This window comes from Patescibacteria group bacterium (genome assembly GCA_028716665.1).
GTDB lineage: Bacteria > Patescibacteriota > Patescibacteriia > UBA2591 > JAQUPP01 > JAQUPP01.
Window position 1 is genome coordinate 371,374 of sequence record JAQUPP010000001.1, and the last position, 14,415, is coordinate 385,788.

The 14,415-nt window shown below is 33.5% G+C and carries 9 protein-coding genes; all 9 read right to left on the reverse strand.

Annotation, left to right across the window (positions count from 1 at the left end; genetic code table 11):
• Positions 1–12: 12 nt before the first annotated feature.
• From PHF10_01890 to PHF10_01930, 9 genes are read right to left on the reverse strand one after another with little or no spacing between them, the layout of a single operon-like run.
• Positions 13–603: a GNAT family N-acetyltransferase gene (locus PHF10_01890; GenBank protein ID MDD5534481.1), complete on the reverse strand. Its 591-nt coding sequence runs from the start codon at positions 601–603 to the stop codon at positions 13–15.
• Positions 600–1,829, reverse strand: coding sequence for a glycosyltransferase family 4 protein (locus tag PHF10_01895; protein MDD5534482.1), 1,230 nt, complete (start codon positions 1,827–1,829; stop codon positions 600–602). The genes PHF10_01890 and PHF10_01895 overlap by 4 nt, the downstream gene beginning before the upstream one ends.
• Positions 1,826–3,688, reverse strand: a complete 1,863-nt coding sequence (gene asnB, locus PHF10_01900; protein ID MDD5534483.1) for an asparagine synthase (glutamine-hydrolyzing) — start codon at positions 3,686–3,688, stop codon at positions 1,826–1,828. The genes PHF10_01895 and asnB overlap by 4 nt, the downstream gene beginning before the upstream one ends.
• Before the next feature lie 15 nt (positions 3,689–3,703).
• Positions 3,704–5,242 carry a hypothetical protein gene (locus tag PHF10_01905; protein ID MDD5534484.1) on the reverse strand — a complete coding sequence of 513 codons (1,539 nt, stop codon included), beginning with the start codon at positions 5,240–5,242 and terminating at the stop codon, positions 3,704–3,706.
• Positions 5,232–6,362 (reverse strand): glycosyltransferase family 4 protein, encoded by a 1,131-nt coding sequence (locus PHF10_01910; protein MDD5534485.1) that lies wholly within the window; start codon positions 6,360–6,362, stop codon positions 5,232–5,234. Before PHF10_01910 ends, PHF10_01905 begins: the two co-directional genes overlap by 11 nt.
• Complete coding sequence (locus PHF10_01915; protein ID MDD5534486.1) at positions 6,359–10,543, reverse strand: D-glucuronyl C5-epimerase family protein; 4,185 nt, start codon at positions 10,541–10,543, stop codon at positions 6,359–6,361. The genes PHF10_01910 and PHF10_01915 overlap by 4 nt, the downstream gene beginning before the upstream one ends.
• A complete protein-coding gene (locus tag PHF10_01920; protein MDD5534487.1) occupies positions 10,540–11,901 on the reverse strand; it encodes a hypothetical protein in 1,362 nt (453 codons plus the stop codon). The genes PHF10_01915 and PHF10_01920 overlap by 4 nt, the downstream gene beginning before the upstream one ends.
• Positions 11,902–11,941: 40 nt before the next feature.
• A complete protein-coding gene (locus tag PHF10_01925) occupies positions 11,942–13,117 on the reverse strand; it encodes a DUF2341 domain-containing protein (GenBank protein MDD5534488.1) in 1,176 nt (391 codons plus the stop codon).
• 8 nt (positions 13,118–13,125) lie between these two features.
• On the reverse strand, positions 13,126–14,415 hold the full coding sequence (locus PHF10_01930; protein ID MDD5534489.1) for a hypothetical protein: 1,290 nt from the start codon (positions 14,413–14,415) through the stop codon (positions 13,126–13,128).

Genomic DNA, 14,415 nt, shown 5'->3' on the forward strand with positions numbered 1-14,415 from the left:
ATTATTGTTTTTTTATTTGATGTTATATAAATAAATTTTTGAAGATTTGCCTTGATGGACAGAAGTTAAAGAATGAAATTTAAACCCCATTTTTTCGTAAAATCTAATTGCTCGCGAAAGATTTTCGCCGACCAGCACTTTAAACTCTTTTATTTTTCGTTTTTTCATTTCTTGGAGGAAATGTTCAAATATTTTCGGAGCAATATCCTGACCGTGGAATTCTTTCAGGACGGCAATAGTTAAGAGTTCCGCTTCGGGTATTTTTTCTTCTTTTTGTTTGGAATATTTTAGAGTTTCAAAAATTTTTTTAAGATTAGAGAAATTAAATATTTTTGGCAACAAAATAAAGAAAGCACTGATTGCATATTTTTTATAAAAATTTTTATAAAATTTGCCCACATCAGTGCAACCGCCGACAAAACCAATAATTTGATCATTTTTATCGGCCACAGTAACAAAAGCAGAGTCAGAATTTATCATGGATTCATATAATTTTAAAAGGAATTTTGGTCCCAATTGACCCAAGAATCCCTGGTTTATCTCTTGTTGATGGATCTTGGCTATTTGCGCCGCATCTTTTAAATTAGCTAGACGAATATTCATATTATTTCTTGAATAATTTTTTCTAATTTATTCACTAGAACGGGAATACTATGGTATTTTTCCACATATTCTTTACCATTTTGGCCCATTTTTTCTCTCTCTTCAAGTGACGTTTGGCAGAGATGGACAATAGCATCAGCCATTATTTGAGGGTTTTCCGGTGAAATTGAAATACCGCAATCAGCTTCTTTAACTGGATTATTGGCGGCATTAACTGAGAAAATTATCGGTTTAACAGCTGCCATATAATCAAATAGTTTATTAGAACTAATGCCATATTTAAAAACTTCAGTTTTTTTGAGATTAAAGATTAATGTATCAGCTTCGTTAAGAGAAGTATAAACTTCGTCTTTGCTTAGGGAATCGCGAAATTCAGTATTTTTAAGCTGAAGTTCATTTTTATATTTTATAAGATTTTTTTTCTCCGATCCATCGCCGATAAATATAAATTTTATTTTTTCGTATCCCGTGTCCTGAATGATTCTGGCTGCGTCCAAAACATAATTTAAGGCATTTGCCAAACCGTGAGCGCCAAAATACATGACTTTAAATTTTTCATCAGTTGTTTCTTTTTTGGAAATATTTTTGAATTTTGTTAAATCAACCCCGTTAGGAATCCAAACAATTTTTTTTTCATCTATGCCCAAGGCGGTTATGTATTTTTTGGCCAAAGGCAATAAGGTAATTATTTTTTTGGCCTTTTTATATAAAAATTTTTCTAAAATTCTAAGGGTTTTAACAATTAAATTATTTTCTTTTAAATTTCCCATATCAACCAGTGTTTGGGGCCAAAGATCCCTTACCTCCATTAAGAATTTTGCTTTGTAATATTTTGTCAGCCAATATGCCGAGAGGACGGCCAGTAAATGAACCGAAGAGCCGATAATAATATTCGGTTGTTCAATATTTTTGTTTATTTTGGTTATTTTTTTTCCGAGGCAATATGTTCGACACATGTACGAAAACATATTTATCACTCTTTGCCAATCATTTTTTTGATAGGGAAAAGTTTTTATCCAAACAAAATTTATTCCATCAATGTTCTCTATAAGATATTTTTCATTTTTAGTTAATTTAATTTCCCGGCGTAAACTAAAATGAAAGCTAGAGGCGAATATGGTCACCTCGTGTCCTCTTTTTACTAATTCTTTGGCAAAATCATAATGCCTGGTGCCGCTGGGCATATCAGGAGTAACAGCATAATGATTTAATATCCAAATTTTCATTTTTGATAATTATAGATAAACTTTCTTCCCCACAATTCTAAAATATAAAAACGCAAAAATATAGTTTTGTTGTAAAAAAATCGCTGGCCCATTTTGTATTTTTGGAACGAATCAAGTAATTTTTCCGTGTTGACATAATCGGCAATAAACAGAGGATTCTTAAATTTTAATTCAATATCTTCGGTTAAATATTTTTTATACCACATTTCTTCGGGAGTAACAAAGCCGAGTTTGCTTTTTCTGAGCCTTATTTTCTCCGGCAGGATATTTTTCATAGCTTCTCTTAATATGAATTTCGTCCAACCAAGCCGCATTTTTTGATCAAGAGGCATTTTGGCGGCTTGTTCTACCAATCTATAATCTAAAAACGGCAATCTCGCCTCAAGGCCGAATGTTCCGCTATTTTTATCTTCATATCGGAGAAGAACCGGCAAGCTCCATTTGGTTAAATCTTCTTTAAGACGCTTGCCGAGATTATTTTGATAACCGAATTTTAATTTTCTATCAGTGAAATTTTTTGAAAAGACAGGATTTAAAAGATTATCAATGCTGTCGTTTTTTGATATTTTAAACAGATATTTTAATCCGCTTTTTATGTACAATGTTTTTAATATTTCAATGGAGGTAAAGAAAGGCAGAGCTGTTTCAAGGCACTTAATAAATTTTTTATTTCTAAAAAGCTTTAATAAATAAAAGAAATAAAATTTTCTATAGCCAGCCAATAATTCGTCCCCCCCTTGGCCATCCAGCAATATTTTTACTTTTTCTCTGGCTTTTTTGAACACCATTCGTTGGGCAAACATACTCGTTCCAGAAAATGGTTCTTCTTGGTGCCAAATTAAATTATCTAATTCTTTAAGGAATTCTTCGGGCTTCGGGAATATATAGTTTTTTTCAGCTCCGGTATGTTTAATGACTTCCTCAATATATTCTCTTTCGTCAAATTTTTTATTTTCAAAACAAGAAGAAAAAGTTTTTTGTATTTCTCCAATACTCGGGACATTTTTTTCTTTAAGGAGTTTATTAACCGTGCAAACAATGGAAGAGGAATCTAAACCTCCGGAAAGACAGGAACCGATTGGAACGTCGCTTCTCAGGCGCAGTTTTATGGTATCAATGAATAATTCACGAAATTGTTCGGTATATTTTTGGTCAGGAACTTTATCTTCTATTTTATCAGAAACTTCGAAATCCCAATATTTTTCAATTATTATTTTACCATCTGACGTAAGTTTGAGCCAGGAGGACGCCGGAAGTTTATAAATATTTTTAAAAAATGTTTCATTCGTATGGTCAAGCATTCCAAATTTTAAAAAATCATAAATTAATGCGTCGGTCGGTTTTTGAGGGATACCTAATTCTAACAGGGCTTTTATTTCCGAAGCAAAAGTAAAAATTTTACCATCAAAAAAATAATAAAACGGTTTTATGCCAAATCTATCCCGGCTGCAAAATAATTCTTTTTTATTTTTATCCCAAATAGCGAAAGCCCACATTCCGTTGAATTTTTCAAGACATTTTTCACTCCATTCTTTATAAGCGTGCAAAATAACCTCCGTGTCGGTATTTGATACGAAAATATGACCGCATTTCTCCAATTCTTTTCGCAATTCAAGGTAGTTATAAATCTCTCCGTTAAAGACAATCCACAAAGTTTCATTTTCGTTTGTCATTGGTTGATGTCCGGCCATGGAAAGATCAATTATAGATAAACGACAATGTCCCAGGCCAACATTTTTATCAATAAAATACCCCTCATCATCCGGGCCGCGATGTTTTATAATTTTGACCATTTTTTCTATATCTTTTTTGTCCACCAATTTTTGGTCCAAATTGACGGTTCCGACTATTCCACACATAAGTTTATAATTTTTTTAATGACTTTTAAGTAATATTTTTGTAAGCGCTATTATATTTCTTTGATCCATCTCATATTTATCGACAAGGCACTTATTTCTTTCCCACTGACTAAAATAATAATTTTTGGCAATATCATTAATTTCAGGATTAAAACGAGATAGTTCTGTTAAGTGCCATATTGTTAAAATACGATTATAAATTTCTTCTTCTCCATTTACTAATTTATGAAATAATGGATTTTCCATGTCTCCATTCCATAAATTTTTAATAAAAATATTTGCCAAATTCATCACATCATCTTTCGTAAATATAATATTATTTTCATAAGCCCTTATTATAAAATCTATATCTAAATTGCCATGCGAAATATCTTCAATGTTGTCTTTCTCGACTATTATCGCAGAACTGTTTTCAAAATAACCAGAATATGGCCAGATTATATTATTATCTTTAATTGTTATCGTATTTTTAAATCCCGCAGCTATGTCAACGGCGATTTGTTCATAATTCGGATTATTGAAAATTTGTGAAGCATAAATATTAGCCGTTCCCAATGTTGCCGCAACATTCAATATGGTTCGTTTTTTTTCTTCATTAGGCCCTTCTTTACTAAACACATAAAATTTTAAATCGGGGTCGTAAAGTTTATTCATTTCGTCCAGCCAATTTTGAGTTATATTTTTATCTATTTTTGCCCCAAGAGTAATACCTCTTAATAAAGTTTTTAATATCATTCCATAATGGGCTGAGTGTTCTGAATAACTTTGTACGCTGACCAAGTCAATCAACATATCTTTCGATCCTTCAATTATAATTGTATGCTGATTTTGATAAGATTGATTAATTTCGAAATCAGAAGTAAAAATAGTCCATTCATTATTGGTCGTTTGGAACTCAGATAGGGGAGTATTATCCAATGACACTTTAATTTTAGAGCCCGATGGTGCTTTAAACCAAAACTTCATGAGATATAAAGGATGACTTTCGGAATCAGTGAATGAAATTGATAATCCTTTTTTATTTAAAAATTCTAAAGCCCTTGATCCGAAATCGATAAGGATATTGTCATTGCAATCCGTAAAAATTGGGGGAGCAACTTGTTGAACAGTTTTAAAATTTTTATCTATCACATCTTCAGTATTTTCAAAACTGCCATTTTTTATTAAATTTTCAGAATATCTTGATGAAAGTAATTTTTCTTTTGTATATTTTTTAGTTGCTTCTAATATCCCGTTTGTACGATTTTCAAATTTTTCTAAATATATTTTTTTATTGGTAATTTGATATAGATCCAAATAGGCATCAAGGATATAACTTTCTTTCCAGGATAGAATCGCCGAATCATAAGACGGGTAGAAATCTGATTCAAAAAATTCTTTATGCAACGAATAGGGCGATATTTTTTGTTCAATATAATTTATCTGATTGAAAATTTTTTTATTATCTTCCGAAAAATTTATTTTTTCTCTTACTTTTTGAAAAATAAATCCGCAAAAGCCGATAACAAAAAGTAAAATTATTATAAATATAACAATTATTTTTTTATTTTTCATTGGCGAAAATTATTTCGTAAATTTTTAATAATTTTTTGGCTTCCAAATCCCAGTTGTATTTTTCTAAAATTGCTTTTTTGCCGTTTTCTCCCATTTTTTTTGCTTCTTCGGGATGTTTTATTAAATATTCAATCGCTTCGCCAATCTCTTTCGGATCCAAAGGATTAACACAAATTCCACAATTATTTTTCTCAATGATTTCTTTCCATAAAGGAAAATTTGAAGCAATGACGGGCAAACCGGCCGTCATATATTCAAACATTTTAACCGGCAAACTGCTTAAAAAGCATCTATTAGGGTGAAGACAAACAATGCCAATATCCGCTTTGGCAATTTCTTCAAAAACCTTATTTAAAGAAAGTTCTCCCAAAAAATTTACTTTTGTATATTCTTCAGAACATGCGATTTTCTGTTTTAAAATTTCATTTGAAAATCTCCCCATCAAATTTAATGAAATTTTGTAATGGCTATTTATTAATTCCATGGCTTTTATGATTTCTTCAATGCCTCTGTTTTTTCCGATTGTTCCGGTATAGATTAAAACGCATTCATTATTCGCGAAAAAATTATTTTTCGATGTTTTGGAATTAAATTTTAAGAGCGGGTAATTTTTTATCTCAATAACGTTATTATTGTATGGTTTAAATTGATCTTTGATATATTCAGTGGCGACGATTATACAATCAAAAAATTTAGATATATTTTTTTCTATAAAATTAACAGTGGAAGATAGGGGATGCTTAAAAATCACCGGAATCCATTCTTTGTACAAAATGTCCTTTGGTACATCTTCGTGCACATCATAAATAATCTTGGCTTTTGTAAAAATTTTTAATAAAACGCCGACTAATATTAGTTCCGGATCATGAAAGTGATAAACGTCCGCTCTTTGTTCCAGCGCTTTTTTGAAAATTAAAAAATCTGTCTTTAAAAATCTTTCAAGGCGATTTTTTAATTTTGGCAGAGCGATAATTTTAATTCCGTCCACTGTTTCGTTTTTGTCATGTCGGGCGATTAAAGTAACATCATAACCAGCCCCAGCTAGAGTTTTGGCTTCTTTGTGAAAAATACGAACATCAAATACGGAGTGGACGGCGGTTATTTGGCAGCATTTTTTCATATTTTTATTAAAAATAACAATAATTCCAGAAATATAAATACCAGACCGATATTAAGACAGAGCACCACCATGTCATGCCAGTGCGGTTTGTTTTTAATAAATTCGCGAACAAAAAATTTAGATTTATATTTAGCCCATTTTTCGCATGCCTCCAAGAAAATTTTTTCACCGGTGATATCATATAACTCTTTCATAAGTTCCGAATGCAGGAGATGATATGATTTGGTGGCCATTACGCCCAGTTTATCGTAATAAGTCCACCAGCCAGTATCAAAATCCCAAACATGCTGTTTAAGGTTTATTACTCCTTTCTCAAGAAGTTCTTTTGCTTTTATATCTTTTGTATTTTTGTAGTATTCATTAACACCGATTAAAGCGTAAATCATACCATTCAAAACCAAACTTTTTTTGGCGCCTTCACCAACATATTCTTCGTACCACCATCCGCCATCTTCGTCTTTATAGGTTACTCCTCCATCTTTTACTTCCACAAAAAGAGCGTTTAAGGCTAGTTTTGCGGCTTCCAAATATTTTTCTTCGCCCGTAATTTTATAAACCCTACTGAGAAATTGCAGTCCCACTCCTTGGGCTAGCGCCGAGATCCACGGAGGAGTTAGATTATATGTCCACGGATAATAATATTCCCAAACCCCAAAAATCAATCCTTTAAAATTTCTCATTTTTAAATTATCCACCAACCAATCAGCGCAATTTTTAAAATATTTAAAATATTTTTCTTCTTTCTTTTTTTGCCACTTATCATAATAATCAAATCCGGCCATAGTTACGGTCACGGGGTTATAATATTTTCCACCTGATCTGCGGATAATAGCTATCGGAATGCCCCTGTCATCGCTTTCCACGTCTCCTTTAAAACCAAAGCCCAAGACGAGATTCATAAGCATCTCGGCCGGTTTATAAAATAAATCCGCTGTAAAATTTGAAAGAATTATTCCTCCCAGAATGGCCAAAATAAGTAAAATTAATTGGAAGCAGAGAAAATCTTTTTTTAAAAACCATGGTTTTTTTTCAATTTCAAATTTTACTGAATCAGGAATTGATATTTGGTCTCCGGGTCCTGCCACAACCATAGTATATGTCTGATAACCTTTTTCATCGGTCGGAAAATCAGAAAGTTCTAATTTTTTAGAATCTGCCCGTTCAAGGGTAAACCAGCCCTTGTCTATGGTTTTTAGCCATCCTTGTGCTTCAAAACGGCTGTTAAGAACAGTTGTACCGGGTTGAGCAAAATAGGAAGGCATTTGAGAAATTATTTTATTATCAGAAGGTACAACTTCTTCTACTAAACCCCTGGCTATTTTTAAATCTTCATTGCCAATGGAGAGGTGAGCACTATCAATAATTTTTTCAACGGCTAAGCTGTCTCCGCGTCCATTGGATTCTAAAATTAAAACTTGTCCTTTTTGCAAAGATTGATTAAGAATCGGATCAGCTAATTCTATAATTCCTTTTTCGTAATCCACTGATGCAATTTTTGTTTTTTGAATGCCATTACCTTCTAATGAAAAATTGCCGAAAGAAAGACCCTTCCCGTTTAAAAGTGTGGCTTTTTGGATTTGGCCTTTGGAGTTTAAAATTAAAGAAGCTGTTTGTCCTTTTGCCTTAATTTTCCCGTCAATAATATATTCTTTATCCGGATTAAGAGAGTGAAAAAGATAATGGGTTTCTCCGATATTTAATTCAACTTTTACGGCTATTGCCTCGTCGTCAACAGGGTTTACAGAAACAGCCGAAACATTCTTTACCCATGTTTTTTTATTATAAGACTCAAATAAAGAAACAAAAATACTGTTTAAATTTTTTCCTTGTTCGCGTCTTATCAAAAATTTTACTGTTTCCGGCAAATCTTTTCTCGTCTGAGGTTTTCCGTCGCAGGCAATAATTTCTTCATTATTATTGGTTAAGAAATGAGCCCTTAAACCAATATTTTTATCAGATCCGGTAAGCTGCCAGCCGCAAACCATATTATCTTTAGGTTTGGTTTTTTGAACATTAAATAAAAATTGATAACCGCTTCCTTTATATGAAGTATAGTTTGCTTCTCCCCAAGGTTTATTTTTAAGTTCAGGATCGTCATAAAATTTACCATATGGTATGTCGGCTCCGGCCAGAGTTCCTTCTTTTTGAACAGGACCAAATGGAGTTTCACAAGAAAAATTAGCTTGAGTTCCGTGAATTATGTAATCGTGCTGTTCTCCTCCTTTTACATAAAAAATATCAAGAAGATAACTTTGACCGGGACTTGTTTCAACCAACATATTCACTCGGCGGTAAAGACTGACTTTTTCAGGGTATGCGTCTTCGCAAGAAACATCCGCTATTTTAATAAAGCTGCTGCTGTCAAAATTATGTAATTTGCAATTCGTGTTATATTCTTGCTTGGATGCATTAACTACGACGGTATTGTGAGCCACGGAATTTGCAAAAAAACCAGGCCAACGTGGATCAGAGGCATCTAAGGTTTCGGGATAGCCAAAATCCGTTAAGAGACCGTTTCCCTGAGAAAATAAAACCATGTTTAATTTGTCATAGTGATGATGGCCGTAATATGCTCCGTAAAATATGGAACTGGCCGTAGGATTTTTTTTATCATTTATTTGAAGAGTAGCCAATCCATAACCGGGAAGATTTACTGATTGGGTGCATAAAGATTGAACGGGTTTTGCCTTTATGGATTTTAACACTTCTTCAATTGGTTTTTCAAAGAGGTCGCGAGGAATATTTTTTACAGAACCAAGAGCTTGGGCTAAGCGGGGATCTGGAAAATGTCTCAGAGCTGTGGCCAATATTTCAGGTTGAGAATTCCATAAAGTATTAACAGCGAACATGTCTCCGGAATCTCCCATTGAAGGCATAAATTTTTCGGCCAAACAAACATTAAAATGCCATGTTAAGAGTTTTTGAAATCTCGGATTTTCAAAAAGATTAATCCCTCTGTCCAAAAGAGCTTCTGCCACTTCAACTAAAGAAGCGGTCCATTCAGAATAATTGTAAATGGGTGATTCAAACGGCACGCCATCGCGAGATACTATATTAATTAAGGCGTCTTCTACTCCCATATCAAGGAAAATTTTTACATTCTCTCTTTTCAACACCCAATCTATCATTTCTTGACTTGTCGGATGTTTTTCTTTTTCATCCAAAACCACGGCTAAACGAATTAATGCTTTCTGGTGGCTGCCGTAATTTCCATAAATACGATAAGAACCGTCGGTTATGGAACGAGCTATTTCTAAAAGTAATTTTTCTCTAATTTGACTATCTATTTTTGTTGGATTTTGTCCGGTTAATTTTTCAAGCTCATTGTCTTTTTGAATAAAAGGATAAATAGCATCATAAGCCAGGGCGTATGTCTCGGCTGGCGGGGGAAACTTTTCGTCCGGTGAAATTGATGAGACCTCCCAGGTATGATAAAAAAGTTTTCCTAAAAGTTCTTTATCTACTTCTTTTCCTTCTCGGGACTGTTCTTCATATCGATAATCGGGATAATATTGAGATAATTGCCATAATAATAAGGCCGCCTTGTGAGCATATGTATTATTTTCCGTAATTAAAGCAGCCTGACTTAAATTCCAAATGGCCGGTAATAAAAATTTACGGGCGCTCCAATGGTTATAATAACCGACAAACCAATATTTCTTTCCTGTTTCCGGGTTTGTCCAGCCCCAGCCATCATCCGGATAATTGCCTGTTAATAAAGAACGGTCATTCATTCCTGATTTTAAAAACTCTGAGAAATTATTTGATGGATACTCTTCGCCGCCCACCGGGCATTTTATTTTTCCGGGATTGTTGAAATCAATAATCCATTTATATGAACCCTCTTTATTAATTTCCAGACCGTGAACAGGGCAACCAAAATCACTGATTGTTATAGCTCGCGGTTCTGAGGGAAGGGGAACTAATGTTTTTAATTTTTCATCCGAAAATTGAGCCCAATAATCCGCTTCATTGACAATTTTATCTCGCATTTCTTTGGCCCACTCATATGTTTTTATATTTTCTTTCAAAATAACCAATTTTTCTTCAGTGTAATACGTGCGCCCATCTTTTGCGAAAGTTATGGAAGGTATAAATAAAAAAATACAAAATAAAACAAAAATGGTTATAGGGGATAATTTTTCACAAATTTTTTTTATTTTAAAATCAAAATCGTTCATATAATTTTTTCTTCTTGAGGCTCGCTTAATTTTATAAGCAAACCGGAGGGCATAATCATTAGATAAAAGAGAGCGATATCTATCGGATCAGTAATAAATAGCCACACGAAACTCAGAAAAAGAGCAAACAAAAGAATTCCTTTTCCAACGGCTCTTTTTGTAAATAAAATTTTGCGAGCAGTAAGTAAAAAATTCATCAATAAGAGCAAGAGTCCGGTCAGTCCGGTTCCGACATAAATTGCGGGAAATCCTATTTCGGACAAATAATTTGAAACCGATTTCGCTATATCCGGTCTGCCATATTCAATCCATAAATTAACGAAATAGGGATGGGTTATGATGGCGGACTTTCTAAAACCATAGCCAAAAAAGAAATTTCCCCAATTTGAATTTTTCATAGCCTCAAAAGCTGCTTGAATATGAAATGTACGGCTTACATCGCCCATATCAAAGGCCTCGGCGGGCGGTTTCCAGATAACATAAAAAGTTTTCCATAAAAGTTCGCCTAAACCTTTAAAAGTGTAGCTTGATGGTGAAAGTATTGTGATAAATATAATTAAAACAAGCAGAAAAATAATGGAATACAGAAAGAATTTGCGAAAACCGATTATTGGCAAGGCCATAATTAAAAAACCGATAATACAAAGTTGAGTAAGTCGAGAATTATAATAAAAAGCGGAAAATAATATTACTATCAAAGTTATCCAGCCGATTCTTCGATAAAGAGAACTCTTGTCTTTAATCAGAAAAAATATGGCAGGCAGGGCAATGAGCAGGGGAAATGCCGCATATGTAGTGCCTCCCCAAAAAAGATTTTGAATGGCCCATCTTCCTGTTTGCAACCAAAATAGTCCTTTTCCGGCAATACTATCATAGAATACACCAACTAAAATATATGCTGCAAAATATACCAAAGAACTGTTGGCGATTATTAATGATAATTTTCTTTTTGAAAGCAAAAAGGGCGTTCTTGGAAGGCAAAACGCAAAAATACCCAACATACCGAAATAAACCATCCACCGGAATTTTCTTAAGCTCTCCATTTCCACCATTCCATAGAAACTTTGGAAAACCATATAAATAATCATTGAGAAGAAAAACAATTCATGAAGCTGATCCCAAATATCTTTTTTGTCTTTATGGAGATGAAATTTTTGGATTGAAATGGCCAGAAAAATTCCGATTAAAATACAACCCAGAAGATATTCGTCCGGCAGGCCGATTTTTTGAATAACTATACCGCTGGCTCCTATGGAAGCCATAATTAACAGAGGCCAAAAATAATTTGGTTTTAAAGCCGCGATTATTAAAAATACAAATCCGATTATTCCAATTAAACTTGTTAAAAACAAAACCATATTAGATTAGAAATGACTTATGTTAAAATTAATTTTTTCGCTATTTAATCCAGATAATATTTTTTATTTTAGGTATTCCCCAAAACCAAACACCGGGAATTGGATGATTGAGAAGATATTTTTTAATTATATTTTTTGAACCGAAATTCACAGTAGGTTCCGGGGAAGTGTATTGAGAAATCCGATAATCATCAATATAAAAATTTATCGTGCCCGAAGAAGTCGCGCTTATTGGTCCGAACGATCTCAGATTATCAGAGGTTGCAATTGGCGTTTGATCGTTATATTCAAGAGGAATATCTCCCAGATCATCTCCGTCCACATAAGTTTTTTGAACAGAGTTTTTAAAATCTAAAATCACTTCAGCTTCATACCAAGTATTATAGGAATATTTTTTGTCATTGGGAAAGGCGATCGGACCGGCTGGTTGGCAGCGATGCCTGAATGAACCAAGCCCATCACCATTCGGTCCGCCAAAAAATAAATTGCATGAATAGTTTATGGTATTATCATGAGAATCATGGCTGGTAAAAACTATAAATCCCGCTGAGCACGATTCCACCGATCCATTATCGGTTCTGGCCCAAGTTTGAATGCGAATATTTTGTTTTTGTCCGGTATAACCTGTGAGCATATACCCGCCCGGCTGATCCGCTTCAGTGGTAGTGCATTTGCCTGAATGCAGTCCTTTTTTAACAATGGAATTTTCAATACTCCATTCATCGTCCGGCACGCCCCATCTACTGAAATTTTTTGATTCAAAATCGTCAAAAAAGATAAACGTTTTAGGTCCGCTACTCCTGCTTTTTGCTTTTAAATTTCCATAATACATATAGATTATTTTTTTTGAATATGCGGAAATATCAGGTATTTCTACCCAAAAAGTCGCCAAAGTTGAATCAATCTTTGATTCTAACCAATAATCTATTAGTGAGGTTCCATCAGAATCAGTGAATCTGATGCCATCAAAATCAGATTGCATGCCCAAATCATAAGCAACAGGAATTTTGATTTGGTAATTTATTAAATCAGAAGAATTATTAGTATTGTCAATTGTTATTGATTCTCTATAGCGCCAATGACAAAAAATTTCAATTTGTATTATTATAATAATACAAATTAATACAAAGGCCAAAAGAAAAATTTTTAGAAGTATTTTTTTCAGCTTAATTTTTGGTTTATCTTGTTGGGGCGAATATTTTTTACCGAATATCATAACATTTTTTATTTTTGAGGAGTTGCAATTATTGAATTTAAAATTTCAGCAAATTTTTTTGCCATTTCCTTATAATTATATTTATTGATTTTCTCTATATTTCCCTTAAAGTCAACTCTTCCTTTTTCTTCATATTCTGAATAAAATTGAAGAAGAACTTTTTTAATATCTTCAACCTCCGGACAATAAAATCCAGCATTTGTTTCAGAAAGCATTTCTTTTATTACCAGATCTTGCCCCGAGCCGCCAGTCGCGATTATTGGTCTTCTGGCGGCCAAATAATCAAAAAATTTTCCCGAAAAAGCTCCTTTTTCTTTTTTATTTTCCCAGTTTAATTGAAGCAATAATTGAGATTCTGTTTGTTTCTTGACGCATTCATCCCAGGGAATCACTCCTTTTTGTTCCACCACTTTTGATAAATTTTGTTCTTTTATTTCTGTCTCTATCCAATCTCGTTGAGGACCGTAAAACCTCACTTTTGTTTTAGCCGGATCAATCAGTCCTTCAGAAATCAGGCGGCTTAAAGCCATAAAAAATTTCAGAGGGTCCCGTTCTCTGCCGTGCCAAAGAGCGGTATAGGTAATAGTAAATTCTTTTGTCAGATTTTGCGGCGGCTCATTTATTTTATCTGGATCATAACCGAAAACAACTGTTTGGACCTCTTTTTCTTTATGCAGCCTCTCAAGAACTTCAGCTTGAGGCCAGCAAGAAGTTGTTACAAAATCCGCCAATTTAATTGTTTTTTTCTCCAATCTTCTGTCAAAGAATTTTCTTACAGAATCATAACTGTAAGCATAGGTCTCTGACCAAAGATCCGGAAAATCTGCAATCCATGGAATTTTATATTCTTTTTTTAATTTTTTCGCGATAAGATGAGCCGGTATCGGCCAAACACTGATCATCGCATCTACCTTTTCATTTTTTAAAAAGTTTTTAGCCGCTTTAATGGCAACCGGTATCCAGCCCCTCTCAACATCCGGGTAGGCAATAACACCTTCAAAAAGTTTTATTATTTTGGTAGTAAGACTTTTTCTATCTCTGATTTTAGTGGGAATTCCTATTTGTTCTTGAAGTCCTATGGTAGGATTCAAATGAAATTTTCTTTTCAAAGAAATTATAATATTAGAAGTTGGAGCTTCTATAACTCTAAATTTGAAATCTGGATTTTTCTGGAGGGGAGTGGTAAGGCAAATCGGTTCCCATCCAAATTCAGAGAGATATTTTGCAAGACCCAATATTCTTTTACTGCCTCCCGGCGCGTAAGGCCAAAAATGACCGACGATTAAAACTTTTTTCAT

Coding starts and splice junctions, on each gene's coding strand:
- PHF10_01930 (MDD5534489.1), bottom strand. CDS start 14,415: ATGAAAAAAGTTTTAATCGTCGGTCATTTTTGGCCTTACGCGCCGGGA.
- PHF10_01920 (MDD5534487.1), bottom strand. CDS start 11,901: ATGGTTTTGTTTTTAACAAGTTTAATTGGAATAATCGGATTTGTATTT.
- PHF10_01905 (MDD5534484.1), bottom strand. CDS start 5,242: ATGAAAAATAAAAAAATAATTGTTATATTTATAATAATTTTACTTTTT.
- PHF10_01910 (MDD5534485.1), bottom strand. CDS start 6,362: ATGAAAAAATGCTGCCAAATAACCGCCGTCCACTCCGTATTTGATGTT.
- PHF10_01890 (MDD5534481.1), bottom strand. CDS start 603: ATGAATATTCGTCTAGCTAATTTAAAAGATGCGGCGCAAATAGCCAAG.
- PHF10_01915 (MDD5534486.1), bottom strand. CDS start 10,543: ATGAACGATTTTGATTTTAAAATAAAAAAAATTTGTGAAAAATTATCC.
- PHF10_01925 (MDD5534488.1), bottom strand. CDS start 13,117: ATGATATTCGGTAAAAAATATTCGCCCCAACAAGATAAACCAAAAATT.
- asnB (MDD5534483.1), bottom strand. CDS start 3,688: ATGTGTGGAATAGTCGGAACCGTCAATTTGGACCAAAAATTGGTGGAC.
- PHF10_01895 (MDD5534482.1), bottom strand. CDS start 1,829: ATGAAAATTTGGATATTAAATCATTATGCTGTTACTCCTGATATGCCC.